Source organism: Streptomyces sp. NPDC056503, from assembly GCF_042794995.1.
GTDB lineage: Bacteria > Actinomycetota > Actinomycetes > Streptomycetales > Streptomycetaceae > Streptomyces.
In genome coordinates this window covers 17,356-37,629 of sequence record NZ_JBHTST010000023.1, presented here as the reverse complement: position 1 = coordinate 37,629, position 20,274 = coordinate 17,356, and the positions used below count along the sequence as shown (strand labels likewise).

The following is a 20,274-nucleotide window of genomic DNA, read 5'->3' as shown; positions in this document are numbered from 1 at the left end:
CGGGGATGATGGATCTCGTCTTCCGGGACGCCGAGGTCGTCGACGGCTCCGGCGCGCCCTCGTACCGGGCCGACGTGGCGGTCGAGGACGGCCGGATCGTCTCGATCGTGAAGGAGGCCGCGGCGGCCGGCTGCCAGCGGCCGACGGCCCGCCGGAGCGTCGACGCGGAGGGGCTGGTCCTCTCCCCCGGCTTCGTCGACATGCACGCCCACAGCGACCTCGCGCTGCTCCGGGACCCGGACCACGGCGCGAAGGCCGCACAGGGCGTGACCCTCGAGGTCCTGGGCCAGGACGGGCTGTCGTACGCGCCGGTGGACGACCGCACCCGCGAGGAGGTGCGGCGGGCGATCACCGGCTGGAACGGCGACGGGTCCGACCTGGACCTGGACTGGCGGACGGTCGGCGAGTACCTGGACCGGCTCGACACCGCCCACGGCGGCCGGGGCATCGCGGTGAACGCCGCCTACCTCGTCCCGCAGGGCACGGTCCGGATGTACGCGATGGGCTGGGAGGACCGGCCCGCGACCCCCGCCGAACTCGACCGGATGCGCCGTCTCGTCGCCGAGGGCCTCGCGCAGGGCGCCGTCGGCATGTCCTCCGGCCTCACCTACACCCCCGGCATGTACGCCCCCGACGCCGAACTCGCCGAACTGTGCCGGGTGGTGGCGGAGTACGGCGGCTACTACTGCCCCCACCACCGCAGTTACGGGGCCGGCGCGCTGCGCGCGTACGAGGAGATGATCGCGCTGACCCGGGAGGCGGGCTGCGCGCTCCACCTCGCGCACGCCACGCTGAACTTCGCCGGGAACGAGGGCCGCGCGCCGGAGCTCCTCGCCCTCCTCGACCGGGCGCTGGACGCCGGCGCGGACCTCAGCCTCGACACGTACCCGTACACCCCCGGCTGCACGACCCTGCTCGCGCTGCTCCCCTCCTGGGCGCAGGAGGGCGGCCCGGAGGCGGTCCTCGGGCGGCTCGCGGACGGGGCGACGGCGGAGCGGATCCGCCACGACCTGGAGGTGACCGGCTCGGACGGCTGCCACGGGGTGCCGGTCGACTGGGGGACGGTGGAGGTCTCGGGCGTCACGGACCCGTCGCTGACCGACCGGGTGGGCCGGCGGCTCGCCACCTGGGAGGAGGCGCGGGCGCTGCTCCTCGCCGACCGGCTCGGCTCGACGATCCTCCAGCACGTCGGCCACGAGGAGAACGTGCGGGCGATCATGCGCCACCGGGTCCACACCGGCGGCTCGGACGGCATCCTCCAGGGCGCCAAGCCGCATCCGCGCGCCTACGGCACCTTCCCCGAGTACCTGGGCCGCTACGTCCGCGAGGAGGGCGTCCTCTCCCTGGAGGAGTGCGTGGCCCATCTGACCTCGCGCCCGGCGGCCCGGCTCCGGCTGCCCGACCGGGGCCTGGTCCGGGAGGGGTACGTGGCGGACCTGGTGCTCTTCGATCCGGCGACGGTCGCGGCGGGAGCCACGTACGACGCCCCGCGCACCCTCCCCGTCGGCATCCCGCACGTCCTGGTGGACGGCCGCTTCGTGATCGAGGACGGGCGCCGCACGGACGCCCTGGCGGGGCGCGCGATCCGGCGGACGCCGGTGCGGGGGGTCTAGGCCCGCTCCGGGCCGGGCCCCTGTTCGGGCCTCTCGGATCGGGCCGGGTTCCTCACCGGCCCCGTGGAGGCCCGGATGACGGGTTCCGGGTCGGATCCGGGGCCGGGCCGCCCGGCGCGAGGCGGCGCGGGCGATCGGCGTGCCGCCGGGGCGCCGCCGGGGCCGTGGTCACCCGGGGGTTCCGGCCGTGCGCCGGGCCGGCGGGGCGGGCTCGGCCGGACAGGCGACGGCGGTGGTGGGCCACCGGTTCCGTCGGAGCCACACCGCGCCCAGGGCCAGGACGAGGACGGCGGCGACGAAGCCGTACCAGGGGGTGGAGCCGGAGGGCTGGGTCTCGTACACGAGGGCCGCCGAGAGCACGGCGAGCACCTGCCCGGCCCGGCTGTGCCAGGCGACGGCCGCGACGGCGACCGTGCCCCACAGCAGGTACCAGGGCTGCACCATCGGCGAGAGGGCGACCAGCGCGAGGAGCCCGTACCCCAGCCCGAGGACCGGGTCGATCCGGCCCCGGTACGCCCGCCACGCCAGGACCGCGATGATCACGACGGCGGCGAGCAGGCCCAGCTTCTGCACGACGGCCTTGACCGGCTCGGGGTCGTCCGCGACGAGCTCGCCGAGCGCGAGGCCGAGGTCGCTGGTGAGCGAGAGCGGCGTGTGGATGGCACCGGCGACGGACTGCGTCCCCAGCCAGCCGAAGCCGGTCCCGGAGACCAGGCTCGCCCCGGCGGCCACCGCGCCGGCGACCGCGGGAGGAAGGAGCAGCCCCTTCAGGAGTCCGCCCCGCCGGGCGACGATCACCGCGACGAAGAGGAGCGCGACGGCGGCCGGCGACTTCACCATCACGGCGCAGCCGACGAGCACGCTGCCCAGGACCCACCGCCCGCGCACGGCGAGCAGCACCCCCGCGAGCATGAGCCCGGCCATCAGGCCGTCGTTGTGCGTGCCGCCGACGACGTGGACGAGCAGCAGCGGGTTGAGCACGGCGAGCCACAGCGCCCCGTCGCCCTTCCCGAAGCCGCGCACCGCCCACACGAGCAGCGCCAGCGCGCCGACCGCGACGAGCCGCAGCAGCAGGACGGCGGGGACGACGGCCCCACCGGTCAGCTTCACCACGGCCTCGGCGAGGAGCAGGAAGACGGGCCCGTACGGTGCCGGGGTGTCGGTCCAGTTCCCGCCGACGCTCGCCGCGGCGTCCGCCCCCAGCTGGCCGGGCCCGAGCACGGAGGGTCCGGCGCCGTAGACGTCGTGCCCTTCCAGGACCATCGCGCCCTGGGCGATGTAGCTGTACACGTCGGCGCTGTGCAGCGGCGGCGCGACCAGCAGCGGCGCGGCCCACGCGGCGAGCGTCCCGAGCACGCCCCCGGCGGCGCCGCGCGCGAGGAGCACGCCGTACCGCCACCAGGCGGCGACCAGCAGCGTCAGCCCCAGCGCCGCGAGCACGGCCCCGGCGGTCCCGGCGGCACCGCCGCGCGGCGCCCACAGGGCGCCGCCGCCGACGACGGGCAGCGCCCCGGCCGCGTACCCGCCGAGGGTGACGGCGAGCGCGCCGCCCGCACCCAGCCACCGGCATCCGGAACCACTCACAGCCCACATGACCAGCCAACCTACCCCGGGCCCCGGTGCGGCCCGGGGGCCGGTCTCAGCGCGGGCCCTTGCCGTTGCCGCGTCCCCGGCCCGGCTTGCCGGTCGCGGTGCCGCCGGAGTCGGTGGGTACGGCGGCCGGCGCGGTCTCCTCCGGCGTCACGGGGGCCGCGGGCTCGGACGGGGCCGTCGTGGGCGGCCTGGACGCCACGGCCCCGGGGGCGGTGGACCGGCCGGGGGCCGCCGGTCGGCTCGCGCTGCGGCTCGGGGCCGGCGTCGGGGCCGTACCGCTCTCCGTCGGGACCGCCTGGATCAGCGCGGGCAGGCCTCCGCCGCCCTCCCGGTCGGCCGGCCGCTTCGTCCCGCCGCCGGTCAGCGCCACCGCGCCGAGGCCGAGCACCGCGGCCCCGCCCGCGGCGACCAGCCACACCGCCCCGCGCCCCCGCCTCGCGGAGGCGTGCCGGCGGCGCCCGGGCGCACGTCTGTCAGGGTCCTCGAAGCTCATGGCCCCGCATTGTAGGGATCACGACAGGTCCGTACTCCGGGCGCACCCGGGTGCCCGACGTGTCCAAGAACACGAGGCATCCCACCCCCACCCGCCGTAAGCTCTCGTCATGCAGGTGATCCAGTCCACGAAGCTCGCCAACGTCTGTTACGAAATCCGCGGCCCGGTGCTCGAAGAGGCGATGCGGCTCGAAGCCGCGGGTCATCGCATCCTCAAGCTCAACACCGGAAACCCGGCCGCCTTCGGCTTCGAGTGCCCGCCCGCGATCCTGGAGGACGTCCTCCGGAACCTCTCCGAGGCGCACGGCTACGGCGACGCGAAGGGCCTGCTGGCCGCCCGCCGCGCGGTGATGAGCCACTACGAGACCAAGGGCATCCACCTCTCCGTCGAGGACGTCTACCTCGGCAACGGCGTCTCCGAGCTCATCCAGATGTCGATGCAGGCGCTGCTCGACGACGGCGACGAGGTCCTCGTCCCGGCCCCCGACTACCCGCTGTGGACGGCCTCGGTCTCCCTCGCGGGCGGTACGGCGGTGCACTACCGCTGCGACGAGCAGTCGGACTGGATGCCGGACCTGGCCGACATCGAGCGGAAGATCACCGACCGCACCAAGGCGATCGTGATCATCAACCCGAACAACCCGACCGGAGCCGTCTACGACGACGAGATGCTCCGCTCGCTCACGGACATCGCCCGCCGGCACGACCTGGTGATCTGTTCGGACGAGATCTACGACAAGATCCTCTATGACGGCGCCACGCACACCCCGACCGCCGCGATCGCCCCCGACCTGCTCTGCCTCACCTTCAACGGCATGAGCAAGAACTACCGGGTGGCCGGCTTCCGCTCCGGCTGGCTCGCGGTCTGCGGCCCGAAGCACCACGCCTCCTCGTACATCGAGGGGCTCACGATCCTCGCGAACATGCGCCTCTGCGCGAACATGCCGGCCCAGCACGCGGTGGCCGCCGCGCTCCAGGGACGGCAGTCGATCGAGGACCTGGTCCTGCCGGGCGGGCGGCTCCTGGAGCAGCGGAACACGGCGTACGAGCTGCTGACCTCGATCCCGGGCGTGACCTGCGTGAAGCCGAAGGGGGCGCTGTACCTCTTCCCGCGCCTCGACCCGAACGTCTACAAGGTCAAGGACGACCGGCAGATGGTCCTGGACCTGCTGCGGGCCGAGAAGATCATGGTGGTGCACGGGACGGGCTTCAACTGGCACGAGCCGGACCACTTCCGGATCGTGACGCTGCCGTCGGTCGCGGACCTCACGGACGCGGTGACGCGGATCGGCCGCTTCCTGGACGGCTACGGCCAGCCCTGAACCGCCCCCTCCGTTCTTGACCCGCCCTTGAACCGGACCCGAATCAACTTTAGACGGAATCTAAGATAGGCTGGTCTCCGAGCAGTCAGGAGGCCGTCCCCATGTACGAACCGATCCGCACCAAGTCGGTCCACACGACGGTCGGCGAGCCCGGCGCCTTCCCGCACCGTTCCCGCGAGGAGGAGCTGGACATCCAGCTCGCCGGCCACCTCGCCGCCCTGCTCGCCGTGACCGACGAGCTCGGCGACGGCGAGGGAGGCGAACAGATCGCCCGCCAGGTCGCCCGCCTCCGCGGCGCGCCCCCCGCCCGGCACGCCGCCCTGAGCGGCGCCACCCCCGAGGCCCTCCACCGCAGGGCCCACACCCTCGCGGGCCGGGCCCTGGTCGTCGCCGCCTCCCGCGCCGACACCTCCGCCGCCATCCTCGCGGCCACCCGCATGGACACCCACACCGCGGCCCTGACCGGAACCCCCCTGGTCGCCGCCCCCTAGACGGCCCCGGGCCGCGCGGCACGAACCGCCCGGCCCGGGAGCCACCCACCCCACCCCGAGCCCCACCCCCACCAGGCCCTCCCCTCCCGGTCCACGCCCTCCACACCCCCGAGCCGCGCCCCCCGCAGACCCCGGGGGAACACGACAAGCACCCCTCCGGTTCCCTTCCGGGATCGCTCCTTCACCCGCCGTACACCCAACTCCCTCTGGAATGTGGGTTTCCGCGAGCACTCTGCCCGCGTGAGACGCATTCTCGGAATCGTCCTTGCCGTCCTGCTCCTCGGCGGCGTGGCCACCGTCCTCGTGACAGGCGGCGAAAAGGACAAGGGCACGGCAACGAAGACCGTGCGAGGAGTCATCGGCTCGGAGAAGAGCGAGTTCTTCGCCGACCCCGACGTCGTGAAGGCCCTGTCCGACAGGGGCCTCACCGTACGGACCGAGACCTCCGGGTCCTGGGACATGGAGCAACTCCCCCTAGAGGGATACGACTTCGCGTTCCCGTCCTCGAAGGGACCGGCCGACGAGCTGCGCGCCAAGGCCGCCGACAAGGCCGCCGCCGCGCCGCTGCGCCCGTTCTACTCGCCGCTGGTGGTGGTCGCGCACAGCAACGCCGCCCGGGTCCTCGCCGACAACGGCCTGGCCACCCTCGGCGCCCGCGGCACCAGCGGCATCCTCCGGATGGACGCCTATCTGGCCGCCGTCCGCGCCGACCGCGGCTGGCGCCAGCTCAAGGGCGCCGACCGGCACACCGAGCTGAGCGGGACGCTCTTCATCACCTCCACCGACCCGGTGGCCTCCAACTCCGGCGCCCTCTACCTCGCCGCCGCGAGCTACGTCGCCGACGGCGGCCGGGTCGCCGACGGCAAGGAGGCCGTCGCCCGCACCGCACCGCTGCTGCGCAAGCTCACCCAGGTCCAGGGCGCCCAGCAGACCGGCTCCGACGCCCCCTTCCGGGACTTCGTGAGCGGCGTCGGCAACCCACTGGTCCTCGTGTACGAGTCCCAGGTCGCCGCCCAGCTCCTCGCCGGCCGCCCCATGGGCGACCTCGTCGTGCTCTACCCGGACACCACGGTGAACAGCGACCACACCCTCGTACCGCTCACCGAGGGCGGCAAGGAGCTGGGCCGGCTGCTGTCCGAGGACCCGGAGCTGCGCCGCCTCGCCGTCCGGCACGGCTTCCGGCCGCAGGGCGCCGCGCCCGAGTTCACCGAGGCCACCAACGCGCACGGCGAATACCTCAACCAGACACTGACCGGAGTCCGCCAGGCGCCCGTGCCCACCGGCGCGGTGCTGCGCGACATGGCGCGGCGGGCCCGGGAACAGGGGGGCACCGCATGACCGAGCAGACCGACCCGCGCACCGGCGGGCAGCCCCGCGACCCCTCCGCGGGACCGCCCGAGTCCACCTTCCTGCTGACCCCGCCCGAACAGGACGCCCCGCTCGTCCTCACCCCGCCCGCCCCCACCCCCGTGGTCCGCGCCGAACAGGCCTCCGGCCTGGTGCCGCTGGACGCGTCGGTGCGCACCGAGATGTCCCGGCGGGCCGAGGAGTACGTGGGCTCGCTCGCCGGACTCGACCCGCGCTCCCCGGAGTTCGCCGGCCGCGTCGGCGAGATCACGGCGCTCGGCTCCGGCGAGATGCGGGCCGCCGCCCAGCAGTCGAACCGGATGCTGGACCGCACGGTCCGCTCCCTCGGCCAGGGCGGCGGCGACGCCTCCTCCCGCGTCGGCTCCTCCCTGGTGGAGCTGCGCCGCACCGTCGAGGACCTCGACCCGCGCGACACCCCGGGCCGCGGGGCCCGGCGCCTGCTGGCGAGGCTGCCGGGCGGCAACAGGTTCCGCGACCACGTCGCCAGGTACGCCTCCTCGCAGGCCACCCTCAACCGGATCGTCGGCTCGCTCCGCGGCGGCCAGGACGAACTCCGGCGCGACAACGCCGCGTTGCAGACCGAGCGGGCCCGGCTCTGGGAGACCATGGGCAAGCTCCAGGAGTTCACCGTCCTCGCCGAGGCCCTCGACGCCGCCGTGGAGCAGCGGATCGCGGGCACCCCCGACCCGTCCGAGGCGGACGCGCTCCGCGCCGACGTCCTCTTCCCGGTCCGCCAGAAGCACCAGGACCTGCTCACCCAACTCGCCGTCTGCGCGCAGGGATACCTCGCGATGGACGTGGTCCGGCGGAACAACGACGAGCTGATCAAGGGCGTGGACCGGGCCGCGACGACGACCCTGTCGGCGCTGCGGATCGCGGTCATGCTCGCCTCCGCCCTGGAGAACCAGCGCAAGGTCACGGAGCAGGTGAACGTCCTCCGCTCGACCACCGAGGACCTCATCCGGGGCAACGCCGAGATGCTCTCCACCCAGGCCGGCGAGATCCAGCGGATCGCCGCCGACCCGGCGGTCGGCACCGAGACCCTGCGCGCCGCCTTCCAGCAGATCTACCGCACGCTCGACGCCATCGACACGTACAAGGTCCAGGCGACCGAGGCGATGGCGGCGACCGTCTCCTCCCTCACGACCGAACTCCGGGAAGCCGGCGCCCACCTGGACCGCAGCCGCCGTACGAGCGCACTGGAAGGCGGCACCCCGGCATGAGACCCCGCACCCCGCGGGCGCGCACCCGGCTCCTCGCCGTCCTCGCCCTCGCCCTCGCGCTCACCACCACGGCCTCCTCCTGCTCGACCCCCGACGGCTCGGCCGGCGGACAGGGCTCGGGCCGCCCGAAGGGCGATCCGACCGCGCCCGCCGCCCCCGGCACCCTCCGCGTCCTCGCCTCCTCCGAACTGTCCGACATGGCACCGGTCCTGGAGGACGCCCGCGAGGCGACCGGCGTCACCGTCCGCACCACCTACGCGGGCACCCTCGACGCCGTCGAGCAGATCGCCTCGGGCCGGGCCGAGAAGGAGTACGACGCCGTCTGGCTCTCCTCCAACGACTATCTGCGGCTGCGCCCCGACACCGCCCGCCGGATCACCGGCGAGACCCCCGTGATGACCTCCCCGGTGGCGCTCGGCGTCCGCCCCGAGGTCGTCGCCCGGCTCGGCTGGGACCCGGAGAAGGTGACCTGGTCGCAGCTCCACCAGGCGGTCGCCGCGGGCAGGCTGACGTACGGCATGACCGACCCCAAGCGCTCCAACTCCGGCTTCTCCGCGCTGGTCTCGGTCGCCTCCGGGCTCTCCGGCGCCCAGGCCGCGCTCAGCGACCAGGACGTGGCGAAGGCGACCCCGAAGCTCCGCGAGTTCTTCACCGGCCAGAAGCTCACCTCCGGCTCCTCCGGCTGGCTCGCCACCGCGTACGGCCGCCGCACCGACGTCGACGCGCTGGTCAACTACGAGTCCGTGCTGCTCTCCGCGCCCGGCGGGCTCACGGTGATCCGCCCCTCCGACGGCGTCGTCACCGCCGACTACCCGCTGACCCTCCTCACCGCCGCCTCCGCCGACGCCAAGGAGTCGGCCCAGCGGCTCACCACCTACCTCCGCAGCCCTCAGGCGCAGCGCCGGATCACCGAGACGACCCTGCGCCGCCCGGTCGTCGCGGGCGTCGACCCCGCGCCCCGGCTCGGCCGCGACCTGCGGCGGGAGCTGCCCTTCCCCGGCAGCCGTTCGGTCGCCGACGGCCTGCTCGACGCGTACGACAACACGCTCCGCCGGCCCTCCCGCACGGTCTACGTCCTGGACACCTCGGGCTCGATGGGCGGCGAGCGGCTGGCCCGCCTGAAGGAGGCGATCACCGAGCTGACCGCGGACTTCCGGGACCGCGAGGAGGTCACCCTGATGCCCTTCGGCACCGCGGTGAAGACCGGCGAGGTGCGGACGCACACGGTCGACCCGAAGGACCCGGCGAAGGCCAGGGACGCCCTCCGCGCCGACGTCGGCAGGCTGACCGCCTCCGGCGGCACCGCGATCTACTCCAGCCTCACCGAGGCCTACCGCGGCCTGGGCACCGCGCCCCGGGACGCCTTCACCTCGGTCGTGCTCATGACCGACGGGGAGAACACCGACGGGATCGAGGCCGCCGACTTCGACGCCTTCTTCCGCGGCCTGCCCGCCGAGCAGCGGCGCACCCCGGTCTTCCCGATCCTCTTCGGCGACTCCGACCGGGGCGAGCTGGAGCACCTCGCGGACCTGACCGGCGGCCGGGTCTTCGGGGCCGAGGGGTCCCTGAACGGCGCCTTCGAGGAGATCCGTGGCTACCAGTAACCCCGTGCTCCGCTACGCGGAGTCCCGCAAGAACGTGACGGGCTGCCTCTGCGGTCTGGCCGGGCTCGGCGTCGCCCTCACCGGCGCGGCCGGCGGGCTCTGGCCGCTGGTGGTGCTCGGCCTGTACGGCGCGGGCGCGCTGATCGCCCCGCCGGAGCGGCCGGACGCCCCGGCCTTCCCGAGCGCCGACGAGCAGCTGGAGTCGCTGCGCGCGGACCACGCCACCCTGCGGGAGTACCTCGCCGAGGTGGAGCTGCCGGAGGAGGCCCGCAAGCGGCTCGACGAGCTGGACGCCCTCGTCGGGGCGCTGCTCGAACCGGGGTGGGTCGCCGACCCGGAGCACCTGCGCGTGCTGGCCCGCGCGGTCCGCCAGGACGTGCCGGAAGCGGTCGACGCCTTCGTGCGCACCCGCTGGTGGTCCCGGGTGAATCCGGGCTCCGAGCCTCCCGAGCGCCATCTGGAGCGGCAGCTGACCGCCCTGCGCGAGGAGGCCGGCGGGATCGCCGCGGCACTCCAGGAGGCGGAGGAGCTCCGTCAGCGGGCGCACACCCGCTATCTGGAGGACCGGGGCGCGTAGGGGGCCTCTCCCGGCGCCCGGGACATGCGCCGGCCCCGGAGCCTGAGGGGGCTCCGGGGCCGGTTGCGTCGTGATGGACCGTCGTGACCCCACTGGTCAGGGCGGTATGTCGGGGCAGCCCACCACGAGTCTCGATACTGCTACGGGATCAGCCCAGGCGCTCGACCAGCGCGCGGTGCTCGTCCCACAGCTCCTTCGGGGTGTGCTCGCCGAAGGTCTCCAGGTGCGCGGGGACCAGAGCGGCCTCCTCGCGCCAGACGTCCTTGTCGACGGTGAGCAGGAAGTCCAGGTCCTCGTCGGCCAGGTCCAGGCCGTCGGTGTCCAGGGCCTCCCGGGTCGGCAGGACGCCGATCGGGGTGTCGACGCCCTCGGCCTTGCCGTCGAGGCGCTCGACGATCCACTTCAGGACGCGGCTGTTCTCGCCGAAGCCGGGCCAGACGAACTTGCCGGCGTCGTTCTTGCGGAACCAGTTCACGTAGTAGATCTTCGGCAGCTTCGCGGCGTCCGCGGAGGCGCCCACCTTGACCCAGTGGGCCATGTAGTCGCCCATGTTGTAGCCGCAGAACGGCAGCATGGCGAAGGGGTCGCGGCGCAGCTCGCCGACCTTGCCCTCGGCGGCGGCGGTCTTCTCGGAGGCCACGTTGGCGCCGAGGAAGACGCCGTGGTTCCAGTCGAAGGACTCGGTGACCAGCGGCACGGCGGTGGCGCGGCGGCCGCCGAAGAGGATCGCCGAGATCGGCACGCCCTTCGGGTCCTCCCACTCCGGCGCGATGGTCGGGCACTGCCCGGCCGGGACGGTGAAGCGGGCGTTCGGGTGGGCGGCCGGCGTCTCGGACGCGGGCGTCCAGTCGTTGCCCTTCCAGTCCGTGAGGTGCGCGGGCGCCGTCTCGGTCATGCCCTCCCACCACACGTCGCCGTCGTCGGTGAGCGCGACGTTGGTGAAGACGGAGTTGCCCCACATGGTCTTCATGGCGTTGGCGTTGGTGTGCTCGCCGGTGCCGGGCGCGACGCCGAAGAAGCCGGCCTCGGGGTTGATGGCGTAGAGGCGGCCGTCCTCGCCGAAGCGCATCCAGGCGATGTCGTCGCCGATGGTCTCCACGGTCCAGCCGGGGATCGTCGGCTCCAGCATGGCCAGGTTGGTCTTGCCGCAGGCGGACGGGAAGGCGGCGGCCACGTACTTCGCCTCGCCCTGCGGCGGGGTCAGCTTGAGGATGAGCATGTGCTCGGCGAGCCAGCCCTCGTCACGGGCCATGACGGAGGCGATGCGCAGGGCGTAGCACTTCTTGCCGAGGAGCGCGTTGCCGCCGTAGCCGGAGCCGTACGACCAGATCTCGCGGGACTCCGGGAAGTGCGAGATGTACTTGGTGGGGTTGCACGGCCACGGCACGTCCTCCTGGCCCTCCGCGAGGGGGGCGCCGAGGGTGTGGACGGCCTTCACGAAGAAGCCGTCGGTGCCGAGCTCGTCGAGGACGGCCTGGCCCATGCGGGTCATGGTGCGCATGGAGACCGCGACGTAGGCGGAGTCGGTGATCTCGACGCCGATCGCGGAGAGCGGGGAGCCCAGGGGGCCCATGCAGAAGGGGACCACGTACATGGTCCGGCCCTTCATGGAGCCGCGGAAGATGCCCTCGGAGCCCGCGAAGAGCTCCTTCATCTCCGCCGGGGCCTTCCAGTGGTTGGTCGGGCCGGCGTCCTCCTCCTTCTCGGAGCAGATGAAGGTCCGGTCCTCGACGCGGGCCACGTCGGACGGGTCGGAGGCGGCGTAGTACGAGTTCGGGCGCTTCACCGGGTCGAGCTTCGTGAACGTTCCCTTGGCCACGAGCTGCTCGCACAGGCGCTCGTACTCGGCCTCGGAGCCGTCGCACCAGACGATGCGGTCGGGCTGGGTGATCTCTGCGATCTCGTTCACCCAGGAGACGAGCTCCTGGTGCTGGGTGGGAAGGGGAGCCGCGTTGTCGCGCGCCACGATCGCTCCTTGTAGAGGGGTGTTTTTTCGCTGTATGCCCCGTGGGGGCCGCGACCCGGATGCGTCGTAGCTGCTCATCCGGTGCCGACCGCACTCATTTGATCATCCGCTGGAAACGCCCATATGTCCAGGGGGGTGCACACGTGAGCATCGCCACTCGTATCCGGCACCTACGGGGCCGTAGGTACGCTTACGTGTCATGACTGCAGCCATGCCGGAAGTGACCCCGGTCGAGCCCGATCCGACCGTCCAGGACCCGTCGCTCCCGCTGAAGCCACGGCTCAGGGGCTGGCTGCACGCCGGCATGTTCCCCGCCGTGATCGTCGCGGGCCTGGTCCTCGTCGCGCTCGCCGACTCCCCCCGCGCCCGCGTGGCCTGCGGGATCTACGTCCTCACCGCCTGCCTGCTCTTCGGCATCAGCGCGCTCTACCACCGGGGGAACTGGGGCCCGCGCGGCGAGGCCGTCCTGCGCCGCCTCGACCACGCCAACATCTTCCTGATCATCGCAGGCACCTACACCCCGCTCACCCTGCTGCTGCTCCCCGACTCCACCGCGAAGCCGCTCATGTGGGCGGTCTGGGCCGCCGCGACCGCCGGCATCGCCTTCCGCGTCTTCTGGGTCGGCGCCCCCCGCTGGCTCTACACCCCCTGCTACATCGCCATGGGCTGGGCCGCCGTCTTCTTCCTGCCGGACTTCATGCGGGCCGGCGGCATCGCCGTCCTCGTCCTGGTCGTGGTCGGCGGACTGCTCTACAGCGCCGGCGGCATCATCTACGGCATGAAGCGCCCGAACCCGTCCCCCCGCTGGTTCGGCTTCCACGAGGTCTTCCACTCGCTCACCCTGGCCGCCTTCATCGCCCACTACGTCGGCATCTCCCTGGTCGTCTACCAGAGCTGACCGGGCAGAATCACCTCATGCCCACCACCACGACGAACGGCCTGAGGGAACGGAAGAAGGAGCGCACGCGCGCGGCCATCCGCCGGGCCGGACGGCGGATCGCCGCCGCCCACGGCTGGGAGGCCGCCACCATCGAGCGCATCGCCGCCGAGGCCGAGGTCTCCCCCTCCACCGTCGTCCGCTACTTCCCGGTCCGCGAGGACATCGTCCTCACCGACGAGGACGACGCGCGCCTCGAAGCCCGGCTGCGCGCCCGCCCGGCCGGCGAGGAGCCCCTCGAATCCCTCCGCGCGGTCATCGTCGAGGCCATCGGCACGGCCCTGGAGACCGACCCGGAGGAGGTCCGGCTCCGCGCCCGGCTGATGGCCGGCACCCCCGCCGTCCGCGCCCGGCTCACCGAGACCACCGCCGAGACCGGCCGCCGGCTCGCCCGCGCCCTCGCCGACCGCACCGGCCGCGCCGCCGACGACCTGGAGGTCCGGGTCTTCGCCGCCGCCGTCCTCGGCGCCCTGCGCGAGGCCACCCTCTACTGGGCCGAGCGCGGCCTCACCGAGGACCTGCCGGCGCTGCTGCACCGCACGCTCGACACCCTCAAGGCCGGGCCGGCGCTCCCAGCGCGCCCCTGACCACCTCGGCCGAGCGCGGATTGTCCGCGCACCCCCACACGCCGTGCGGGCAGTAGTCGGTCACCGTCTGGTAGACCGGCCGGTTGGCGGCGAACCAGTCGAGCATCCCCCGCACGTACGCCGGGTTGTCCCCGTTCCGGAAGAGCCCCCACTCGGGGTACGAGACGGGCTTGCCGTGCGCCGCCGCGAAGGCCACGTGGTGCGCGAGCCCGTACTCCTCGCCCACCTGCTCCTCGAAGGAGACCCCCTCGGGCTGGTCGTAGGCGTCCATCCCGATGATGTCGACGACGTCGTCCCCCGGATAGCACTCCGGCCACGGCACCGCGTCCCGGCCGCGGCTCGGCGTGAAGTCGAAGCGGAAGCGCTGCCCCTCCACCCCCCGCAGCACCCCGACGACCTGCCGCCAGTACGCCTTCCAGGCCGCCGGGTCCGGCCCGCAGCGGTGCCCGTAGGTGGTGCCGTTCATCTCCCAGCCGAGCACCAGGATCGCGTCCCCGAGCCCGTGCTCCACCAGCCCCTCGCCCAGCGCCTCGAAGTGGGCGTCGAAGTCGCCGGCCGCGCCGCGCCGCAGCCCGCTCCGCACCTCGGCGTCGCTCAGCCCGGCCTCGTTGCGGTCCATCATCGGCACGTTCAGCACGAAGAGCCGCCCGGGCCGCTCGGCCTTCCACCGCGCCCAGGGCGCGAAGAGCTCCGGATGCCCCTCGATGTTGGACCAGCGGTCGCCCGGCAGATAGGTGTGCCCGACCGTCAGCTCGCCGCCGCCCAGCCACGACTCCACCCCGGAGATCCGCCGCACCCCCTCCGCGTCGGAGCCGGTGAAGAAGCCGGACGGCACGCCGGGCAGCGGCGAGGGTTCCGGCGCGGTCACGGGCCCGCCGGGCCGCTCGCCGGGCGCCAGCCGGACGATCAGACCGGGCACCAGCAGGAGCGCGAGAACGGCCGCGAGCAGCACCAGGAGTGCGGCCCGCGGCCGGGGACGGAGGCGGATGCGGCTCACGTCAGCTGGTCCAGAACTCCCACCAGCGGGTCAGGATCAGCATCCCGATGATCCCGATGTGCAGCACGGGCGGCGCGAAGGCGAAGTCGCCGAGGAAGCCCCGGACCGCCGCCGGCGCGGGCAGCACCCCCGTCCGCACGTTGTGCGCGGTGACGTACCAGAACATGGTGATGGTCGCCGTCCAGGCGAGGCAGCACCACAGGCAGAGCGCGTTGATCTCGTACAGCGACTGCTGCATCAGCCAGGTGCAGAAGCCGACGCCGAACAGCGTCCCGCCGTTCAGCCCCAGCCAGAACCACCCCCGGTACCGGGCTCCCGCGAGGAGCCCGGCGCCCACGGCGACGACGACGCCGTAGGTGACGAGACCGAGCATCGGGTTGGGGAAGCCGAAGACCGCCGCCTGCTCGCTCTTCATGATGTTCCCGCAGGACACGACCGGGTTCAGGCTGCACCCCGGCTGGAAGCCCGGGTCCTCCAGGAGCCTGAACTTGTCGATCGTGATCACCCACGCGGCCAGGATCCCGGCCGCCCCCGTGACGACGAGCAGCCAGCCGAGCGCCCGGCCCGCGCCGACCGTGCCGTCCTCCGACCGCCCGGCCTCCGCCGGGCGGTCCTCCCGCCGCTGCTCCGGAACGCCACCCCGTACCCCGAGCGTCGTCATCGCGCCGCCCCTTCCGTTCAGCCCTGCACGCGCCGGACGGGCAGCAGGACGTGGGCGCACTCCGCGAGCATCTCCTCGTCGGAGACGAAGGCCCGCAGCCGGTCCTCGTCCACGGGCCGTCCGGGGACCGCCTCGGCCCAGGGGCGCACCGAGCAGAGGAAGTAGACCTTGCCGCTCTCACGGGCGGCGGTCTGCCACTCGGGGGGCACCGGGCACTGCACCTTGAGGAAGGGGAGGGTGAGGACCGCGGTGCCGGCCTCGACGAGCAGCGTGGCGCTGATCCCCGCGTCCTTCTCCAGGTCGAAGAGCCGGTCGCCGACCGAGAGGCCCATGGACTCCAGGGCCGCGCGCATGGCCTGCTGACCGGCCTCCGGGCCGTCGCGGCCGTCGCCGAGCGAGTACGCCATGAGGAAGGGCGTGCCGGCGGAGTCTTCAGTGACTTCGCTGGACCACGGAATCACCGTGAGCGTGCCCAGCGGAGAGAGGCTGCGCGCCTCGGAAAGGACGTGGGGAGTGGTCATGGAAGGGGATGCTAGTGGGGCAACCACCCTTTCCCCGTACCGAATTCACTCATCCGGCCGACATTCCCCCGCTCGAACTCCCGGCCGCAACGAACGCGGGTTTTCATCGTTGTGCCCTGAGGCCCCTTGTCGACGCCAGGAGATCGCCGATGCCTTTCCCGCGCCGTGTCGCCCTCCGGTCCCTCTTCGCGCTGGCCGTCACCGCCGCCACCGGCGGGGCCCTCGGCCGGATCGCCGCCCGCTCCCCGGAGCCGGCGGCGGACCCGTACGCCTTCGACGAGATGTACGCGGGCCGCCGGATCCGCGGCCTCACCGGTCCCGCGGGCGAGCCGGTGGCGCTGGTGGACGGGCGGCCGCTGCACCTGATGCGGTGCGCCGGCGGCGGCTGGGTGACCCCGCTGGACCACTACGAGTCCTGCCCGACCCCGCTCGCCGCCACCCGCGCGGCCGTGGACGCGGCGGGCTCGGCCCCGCTCTCCCGGTACGCGGCGGGGCACGGCCTCCACTCCGACCCGACGGGAGGGAACCCGCGTGGTGTACACGCGTAAGAACCAGCGCGACCTGACGACGGCCGAACGCCGGCGGTTCGTGGCCGCGGTGCTCGAACTGAAGCGCCGCGGCACGTACGACGAGTTCGTACGGGCGCACATCGACCATTACGTGGCCGACGGCGCCGGCCGGCTGCGGACCGCCCACATGGCGCCGAGCTTCCTGCCCTGGCACCGGAAGTTCCTGCTCGAGTTCGAGCGGGCGCTGCGCCGGATCGACGCGACGGTGACGGTCCCGTACTGGGACTGGACCCGGGACTCGACGCCGGCGTCCTCGCTCTGGTCGGAGGACTTCATGGGCGGCAACGGCCGCCGCTCGGACCTCCAGGTGACCACCGGCCCCTTCGCGTACGCCAAGGGGAAGTGGACGGTGAAGCACGCGATGACCGAGATCTCGTTCCTGACCAGGGACTTCGGCCGTCCGCGCGATCCGGTCGCGCTGCCGACGGCGGTCCAGCTGGACGAGGTGATGCGGGAGCGGGCGTACGACACGGCCCCGTGGAACTCGACCAGCCCGTCCGGTTTCCGCAACCGGCTCGAAGGCTGGGCGGCGGGTTCGGGCAACGAGCGGTTCCGCGTCCACAACCGGGTGCACCGCTGGGTGGGCGGGCTGATGCTGGGCGGCGGTTCGGTGAACGACCCGGTCTTCTGGCTGCACCACTCCTTCGTGGACCTGGTGTGGTCGCGGTGGCAGCAGCGCAATCCGCAGGCCGGATACCTGCCGGCGGAACCGCCGCCGCTGGGCGACGCGCAGTACCGGAAGGTGGTGGCGCGGCACCAGCCGATGGCGCCGTGGGGCGTGACGCCGGCCGAGATGTTCGACCACAGCGCGATCTACCGGTACGCCTGACGGGGCGGGGCCCCGGACGCGGGCGTCCCCCCGGCCCTGGTGGGGTCGGGGGGACGTCCGGGAGAAGCGGGACGGCTCAGCCGCCGTAGCCGCCGTCGCCGTGGTCGCCGTGGTCGTGCGGGGCGTCCACGTTGGCGCAGCTGTTGCCGAAGGCCGGGTTGAGCAGGCCGATGACGTTGACGGTGTTGCCGCAGAGGTTGACCGGGACGTGGACCGGGACCTGGACGACGTTGCCGGAGGCGACGCCGGGCGAGTGGGCGGCGACGGCCTCGGCGCCCGAGTCGGCGACGGCCAGGCCGGCTCCGCTGAGGGCGACGGCACCGGTGCCGGCCAGAACGGCGGCAGCCTTCGCGATGCGAGACATCAGAACTCCTTGAATGGGTCGAGCGACCGCAGGGATCACGGCCGTCACGTGCGTTCAACGCCGTACCGCGGAGCGGGTCACGGCCTTTGGGCCGAAAAGGTGGCCCGCGGTCCGGTGGCCGCCCCCCGTCGGATACGACGGGCGACACTCCGGACCGCGGGCCGCGGCCATGCGACAAGCCTTCCGGTGCAACGAGGAAAGGCCCTTGTGGTAGCGGGGAAGAATCGTGTCTTCACTCGCGCGGACCGGGCCCGAACAGAATTCCGAAAAGACAAGGGGAAAGGGATCAGCCGTGTTCGGGGGAAAGGCCGAGCTGCGAATCGAGGGCGCCGCTGAGCGTCGGGGCGACGAGGCCGAGCCGGGGGTCGGCGAGGTCGGGCAGCCCGGCGAGGCCGTTGCCACGGGGGGCCTCGACGGGGTGGCCGAGGACGGCACCGGGGGTGGCGGCCTGCATCTCGGAGTGCGGGGTGGCGAGGAGCGCCCTGCCGGGCTCGCTGTCCTCCAGGAGCTCGGGGAGCGGGGCGTCCACGACGGTCTCGGGCAGGGTGCCGGTGAGCGGGACGCTCGGCAGGGTCACGTCGGGGAGCGAGCCGAGGCCCTTCTGGAAACCGGTGGGGGCGCCGGGCACCGGCACCGGCACGCCGGTCGCGACGGTCGGGGCGTCCATCGGCAGGACCGGGTCCAGGCCCTGGAGGGGGACGACCACCGGGGCCTCGACGGCGGCGGCCGGGGCGGCCAGGGCGGCGGAGGCGAGCGCGGTCATGAGGAGTCCCATGCCGGCGTGAGAGCGCAGAGTCATGCCGTGTGAACGAGACGCCTGGCCGAAACGTCGCGCGGGGATCCCCCATGTGCAGCAAAGCCCGAGGCCCCCACCGGTGAAGGCGGGGGCCTCTGTTGACGTCACGTCAGGCCGACGTGTACGTCAGTGGCGACGGCTCCGGACGAGGCGGCCGCCCCGGAGCTGGACGACGGTGCCGCCGATGATGAGGGCGGCGCTGACGGCGGCCGCTCCCCACAGGGCGGGATCGCTGCCCGTGTCGGGGAGTTCGGGCTTGTCGGGCCCGTGCGGCGGGGTGGTCGGCGTGGTGGGCTCACAGCCGGGCTCGGGCTCCTCGCCGGGCGCGGGCTCCTCGCACTCGCCCGGAGGCTCGTCCGGGTTGGTGGGCGGGGTCCACGGCGGGGACGTGGGCGGAGTGGTCGTCGGAGTCGCCGGGGGCTCGGTCGGCTCCTCGCACCCGGGCTCCGGCTCCTCGCCGGGCGCGGGCTCCTCGCACTCGCCCGGAGGCTCGTCCGGGTTGGTGGGCGGGGTCCACGGCGGGGACGTGGGCGGAGTGGTCGACGGGGTCGCCGGCGGGGTGCTGGGCTCCTCGCACCCGGGCTCCGGCTCCTCGCCCGGCGCCGGCGCCTCACACTCGTCCGGGGGGTAGGTGGGCGGAGTGGTCGTCGGATGCGTCGACGTGGGCGGGGTCGTCGTCGGAGTCGCCGGGGGCTCGGTCGGCTCCTCGCACCCGGGCTCCGGCTCCTCGCCCGGCGCCGGCGCCTCACACTCGTCCGGGGGGTAGGTGGGCGGGCTGGTCGTCGGATGCGCCGACGTGGGCGGGGCCGTGGTGGGCGGGGTGGTCGACGGATGCGTGGGGTGCGTGGGGTGTGGGGGATGCGTCGGGGTGGGCTCCCCGGGCTCCTCGCCGTAGCCGCCGTCGGGTTCCCCGGGCTCCTCGCCGTAGCCGCCGTCGGGTTCCCCGGTCGCGTGGGCGCAGAGGTCTCCGACGGCCGACGCCACGTAACCGCCCAGGTCCATGCCGGCGCCGCAGAGTTCCGGCGAAAGGGGGGCGTGGGCCTGGCCGTTGCCGGGTCCCGGTGTGTCGCCGGTGCCGGGGTGCGCGTTCGCGGCCAGTGCGAGACCGCCGGTCAGCGACAGCAGGCCGGTCGCTGCCGCCGCGGTGAGTACTTTCCTGCTGATGATGGACCGCATACCGCTCTTCCTCTGGAGAAAGGGAGAGACCGGCGAGGATCCCCCCTCGCTCCGTCCGGCCGTGCCCCGCGCTGACGTTGGCGTGGGACGGTCCCGAGAGTAGGGAGCGGCGCACCGTGTGGAGTCGAGGCCACACGGCGACCGGTCAGAAAATCATTCGATCAGCCGCCGAGCGGGTTGACCGGAAGGCCGCCGACGAGCGGGAGTCCCTTGCCGGTCTGGTTCAGCTGGGTGGCGGTGTCGGTCACGGACTTGACCGGGGAGCCCTCGGTGGTGCTGCTGAGCACGTCCGACTTCAGCCCGTTGGCGGCGATGGCCTCCAGGCCGCCGTTCAGGCTGGTCGGCGTGAACGCCTGCTGCGCCATGGCGGGGGCGGCGACACCGAGGGCCATCAGGGAACCGGCGACGACCGCGGCGACCTTGGTGGGCTTCATGGGGAGAGTCCTTTCTCTGTTCTTTCAACTCGCGTTCCGCACAGGCTTCTTGAGGAAATCCCGTACGTCGCTTTCGTCTTCTGTAACGAGAGGTTCGCTCCCCGGAAACTCCAGAAGGAAGGATTTCTCGACACTGCACCCGATCGAAGGGGAC

Annotated in this window: 21 protein-coding genes; 11 read left to right on the top strand and 10 right to left on the bottom strand. The window is 73.5% G+C overall.

Annotated features, from left to right (window positions below; all coding sequences use genetic code 11):
* Positions 1 to 5 precede the first annotated feature (5 nt).
* Complete coding sequence (locus ACFQ8C_RS09870; RefSeq protein WP_383454179.1) at positions 6 to 1,613, top strand: amidohydrolase family protein; 1,608 nt, start codon at positions 6 to 8, stop codon at positions 1,611 to 1,613.
* Between the two features lie 168 nt (positions 1,614 to 1,781).
* Here ACFQ8C_RS09870 and mptB read toward each other — a convergent pair whose 3' ends face one another.
* Together mptB and ACFQ8C_RS09860 are read right to left on the bottom strand one after the other, a co-directional pair.
* Positions 1,782 to 3,206 carry a polyprenol phosphomannose-dependent alpha 1,6 mannosyltransferase MptB gene (mptB, locus tag ACFQ8C_RS09865; protein ID WP_383454177.1) on the bottom strand — a complete coding sequence of 475 codons (1,425 nt, stop codon included), beginning with the start codon at positions 3,204 to 3,206 and terminating at the stop codon, positions 1,782 to 1,784.
* 46 nt (positions 3,207 to 3,252) lie between these two features.
* Positions 3,253 to 3,699, bottom strand: a complete 447-nt coding sequence (locus ACFQ8C_RS09860) for a hypothetical protein (RefSeq protein ID WP_383454174.1) — start codon at positions 3,697 to 3,699, stop codon at positions 3,253 to 3,255.
* A 109-nt stretch (positions 3,700 to 3,808) separates the two neighbouring features.
* On the opposite strand from ACFQ8C_RS09860, the gene ACFQ8C_RS09855 reads away from it, so the two are divergent.
* From ACFQ8C_RS09855 to ACFQ8C_RS09830, 6 genes are all read left to right on the top strand, one after another.
* Positions 3,809 to 5,020, top strand: coding sequence for a pyridoxal phosphate-dependent aminotransferase (locus tag ACFQ8C_RS09855; RefSeq protein ID WP_383454171.1), 1,212 nt, complete (start codon positions 3,809 to 3,811; stop codon positions 5,018 to 5,020).
* Positions 5,021 to 5,121: 101 nt separating this feature from the next.
* Positions 5,122 to 5,511: a hypothetical protein gene (locus ACFQ8C_RS09850; protein ID WP_383454168.1), complete on the top strand. Its 390-nt coding sequence runs from the start codon at positions 5,122 to 5,124 to the stop codon at positions 5,509 to 5,511.
* A 213-nt stretch (positions 5,512 to 5,724) separates the two neighbouring features.
* Complete coding sequence (locus tag ACFQ8C_RS09845) at positions 5,725 to 6,849, top strand: hypothetical protein (RefSeq protein WP_383454166.1); 1,125 nt, start codon at positions 5,725 to 5,727, stop codon at positions 6,847 to 6,849.
* Positions 6,846 to 8,102 (top strand): toxic anion resistance protein, encoded by a 1,257-nt coding sequence (locus ACFQ8C_RS09840; RefSeq protein ID WP_383454164.1) that lies wholly within the window; start codon positions 6,846 to 6,848, stop codon positions 8,100 to 8,102. The genes ACFQ8C_RS09845 and ACFQ8C_RS09840 overlap by 4 nt, the downstream gene beginning before the upstream one ends.
* Positions 8,099 to 9,706: a substrate-binding domain-containing protein gene (locus tag ACFQ8C_RS09835; RefSeq protein ID WP_383454162.1), complete on the top strand. Its 1,608-nt coding sequence runs from the start codon at positions 8,099 to 8,101 to the stop codon at positions 9,704 to 9,706. Before ACFQ8C_RS09840 ends, ACFQ8C_RS09835 begins: the two co-directional genes overlap by 4 nt.
* Positions 9,693 to 10,283, top strand: coding sequence for a hypothetical protein (locus ACFQ8C_RS09830; protein WP_383454160.1), 591 nt, complete (start codon positions 9,693 to 9,695; stop codon positions 10,281 to 10,283). Before ACFQ8C_RS09835 ends, ACFQ8C_RS09830 begins: the two co-directional genes overlap by 14 nt.
* A 148-nt stretch (positions 10,284 to 10,431) precedes the next feature.
* Here ACFQ8C_RS09830 and ACFQ8C_RS09825 read toward each other — a convergent pair whose 3' ends face one another.
* Positions 10,432 to 12,249 carry a phosphoenolpyruvate carboxykinase (GTP) gene (locus ACFQ8C_RS09825; RefSeq protein WP_383454157.1) on the bottom strand — a complete coding sequence of 606 codons (1,818 nt, stop codon included), beginning with the start codon at positions 12,247 to 12,249 and terminating at the stop codon, positions 10,432 to 10,434.
* Between the two features lie 211 nt (positions 12,250 to 12,460).
* Here ACFQ8C_RS09825 and ACFQ8C_RS09820 point away from each other — a divergent pair, with 211 nt between their 5' ends.
* Together ACFQ8C_RS09820 and ACFQ8C_RS09815 are read left to right on the top strand one after the other, a co-directional pair.
* The gene (locus ACFQ8C_RS09820) at positions 12,461 to 13,147 is read left to right on the top strand and encodes a hemolysin III family protein (protein WP_383454280.1); all 687 of its coding nucleotides are present in this window, start codon (positions 12,461 to 12,463) and stop codon (positions 13,145 to 13,147) included.
* A 17-nt stretch (positions 13,148 to 13,164) separates the two neighbouring features.
* Positions 13,165 to 13,773 (top strand): TetR family transcriptional regulator, encoded by a 609-nt coding sequence (locus tag ACFQ8C_RS09815; protein ID WP_383454155.1) that lies wholly within the window; start codon positions 13,165 to 13,167, stop codon positions 13,771 to 13,773.
* Here ACFQ8C_RS09815 and ACFQ8C_RS09810 read toward each other — a convergent pair.
* From ACFQ8C_RS09810 to ACFQ8C_RS09800, 3 genes are read right to left on the bottom strand one after another with little or no spacing between them, the layout of a single operon-like run.
* Positions 13,739 to 14,770 (bottom strand): glycoside hydrolase family 26 protein, encoded by a 1,032-nt coding sequence (locus ACFQ8C_RS09810; protein ID WP_383454153.1) that lies wholly within the window; start codon positions 14,768 to 14,770, stop codon positions 13,739 to 13,741. The two genes, ACFQ8C_RS09815 and ACFQ8C_RS09810, sit on opposite strands and share 35 nt — an antisense overlap.
* 1 nt (position 14,771) lies before the next feature.
* Positions 14,772 to 15,431, bottom strand: coding sequence for a vitamin K epoxide reductase family protein (locus ACFQ8C_RS09805; RefSeq protein WP_383454151.1), 660 nt, complete (start codon positions 15,429 to 15,431; stop codon positions 14,772 to 14,774).
* Positions 15,432 to 15,448: 17 nt separating this feature from the next.
* The gene (locus tag ACFQ8C_RS09800) at positions 15,449 to 15,952 is read right to left on the bottom strand and encodes a DUF5949 family protein (RefSeq protein WP_383454148.1); all 504 of its coding nucleotides are present in this window, start codon (positions 15,950 to 15,952) and stop codon (positions 15,449 to 15,451) included.
* 149 nt (positions 15,953 to 16,101) lie between these two features.
* Here ACFQ8C_RS09800 and ACFQ8C_RS09795 point away from each other — a divergent pair, with 149 nt between their 5' ends.
* Both ACFQ8C_RS09795 and ACFQ8C_RS09790 read left to right on the top strand, forming a co-directional pair.
* A complete protein-coding gene (locus tag ACFQ8C_RS09795) occupies positions 16,102 to 16,500 on the top strand; it encodes a tyrosinase family oxidase copper chaperone (RefSeq protein ID WP_383454145.1) in 399 nt (132 codons plus the stop codon).
* Positions 16,484 to 17,350, top strand: coding sequence for a tyrosinase family protein (locus ACFQ8C_RS09790; RefSeq protein ID WP_383454143.1), 867 nt, complete (start codon positions 16,484 to 16,486; stop codon positions 17,348 to 17,350). The genes ACFQ8C_RS09795 and ACFQ8C_RS09790 overlap by 17 nt, the downstream gene beginning before the upstream one ends.
* 76 nt (positions 17,351 to 17,426) lie before the next feature.
* Here ACFQ8C_RS09790 and ACFQ8C_RS09785 read toward each other — a convergent pair whose 3' ends face one another.
* The 4 genes from ACFQ8C_RS09785 to ACFQ8C_RS09770 all read right to left on the bottom strand — a co-directional run bounded on the left by ACFQ8C_RS09785 (position 17,427) and on the right by ACFQ8C_RS09770 (position 20,120).
* Complete coding sequence (locus ACFQ8C_RS09785) at positions 17,427 to 17,714, bottom strand: chaplin (RefSeq protein ID WP_383454140.1); 288 nt, start codon at positions 17,712 to 17,714, stop codon at positions 17,427 to 17,429.
* Positions 17,715 to 18,000: 286 nt separating this feature from the next.
* Positions 18,001 to 18,513 carry a hypothetical protein gene (locus tag ACFQ8C_RS09780; protein WP_383454138.1) on the bottom strand — a complete coding sequence of 171 codons (513 nt, stop codon included), beginning with the start codon at positions 18,511 to 18,513 and terminating at the stop codon, positions 18,001 to 18,003.
* A gap of 123 nt (positions 18,514 to 18,636) precedes the next feature.
* Entirely contained in the window at positions 18,637 to 19,686 is a 1,050-nt protein-coding gene (locus ACFQ8C_RS09775) for a hypothetical protein (RefSeq protein ID WP_383454135.1), read from the bottom strand.
* Between the two features lie 161 nt (positions 19,687 to 19,847).
* The gene (locus ACFQ8C_RS09770; RefSeq protein WP_383454133.1) at positions 19,848 to 20,120 is read right to left on the bottom strand and encodes a hypothetical protein; all 273 of its coding nucleotides are present in this window, start codon (positions 20,118 to 20,120) and stop codon (positions 19,848 to 19,850) included.
* Between the last annotated feature and the right edge of the window lie 154 nt (positions 20,121 to 20,274).

Excerpts from the sequence above, each read along its gene's own strand:
- ACFQ8C_RS09785 (WP_383454140.1), bottom strand. The coding sequence starts at position 17,714 with ATGTCTCGCATCGCGAAGGCTGCCGCCGTTCTGGCCGGCACCGGTGCC.
- ACFQ8C_RS09860 (WP_383454174.1), bottom strand. The coding sequence starts at position 3,699 with ATGAGCTTCGAGGACCCTGACAGACGTGCGCCCGGGCGCCGCCGGCAC.
- ACFQ8C_RS09870 (WP_383454179.1), top strand. The coding sequence starts at position 6 with ATGATGGATCTCGTCTTCCGGGACGCCGAGGTCGTCGACGGCTCCGGC.
- ACFQ8C_RS09800 (WP_383454148.1), bottom strand. The coding sequence starts at position 15,952 with ATGACCACTCCCCACGTCCTTTCCGAGGCGCGCAGCCTCTCTCCGCTG.
- ACFQ8C_RS09775 (WP_383454135.1), bottom strand. The coding sequence starts at position 19,686 with ATGCGGTCCATCATCAGCAGGAAAGTACTCACCGCGGCGGCAGCGACC.
- ACFQ8C_RS09805 (WP_383454151.1), bottom strand. The coding sequence starts at position 15,431 with ATGACGACGCTCGGGGTACGGGGTGGCGTTCCGGAGCAGCGGCGGGAG.
- mptB (WP_383454177.1), bottom strand. The coding sequence starts at position 3,206 with ATGTGGGCTGTGAGTGGTTCCGGATGCCGGTGGCTGGGTGCGGGCGGC.
- ACFQ8C_RS09850 (WP_383454168.1), top strand. The coding sequence starts at position 5,122 with ATGTACGAACCGATCCGCACCAAGTCGGTCCACACGACGGTCGGCGAG.
- ACFQ8C_RS09795 (WP_383454145.1), top strand. The coding sequence starts at position 16,102 with ATGCCTTTCCCGCGCCGTGTCGCCCTCCGGTCCCTCTTCGCGCTGGCC.
- ACFQ8C_RS09820 (WP_383454280.1), top strand. The coding sequence starts at position 12,461 with ATGCCGGAAGTGACCCCGGTCGAGCCCGATCCGACCGTCCAGGACCCG.
- ACFQ8C_RS09815 (WP_383454155.1), top strand. The coding sequence starts at position 13,165 with ATGCCCACCACCACGACGAACGGCCTGAGGGAACGGAAGAAGGAGCGC.
- ACFQ8C_RS09840 (WP_383454164.1), top strand. The coding sequence starts at position 6,846 with ATGACCGAGCAGACCGACCCGCGCACCGGCGGGCAGCCCCGCGACCCC.
- ACFQ8C_RS09835 (WP_383454162.1), top strand. The coding sequence starts at position 8,099 with ATGAGACCCCGCACCCCGCGGGCGCGCACCCGGCTCCTCGCCGTCCTC.
- ACFQ8C_RS09780 (WP_383454138.1), bottom strand. The coding sequence starts at position 18,513 with ATGACTCTGCGCTCTCACGCCGGCATGGGACTCCTCATGACCGCGCTC.
- ACFQ8C_RS09770 (WP_383454133.1), bottom strand. The coding sequence starts at position 20,120 with ATGAAGCCCACCAAGGTCGCCGCGGTCGTCGCCGGTTCCCTGATGGCC.
- ACFQ8C_RS09855 (WP_383454171.1), top strand. The coding sequence starts at position 3,809 with ATGCAGGTGATCCAGTCCACGAAGCTCGCCAACGTCTGTTACGAAATC.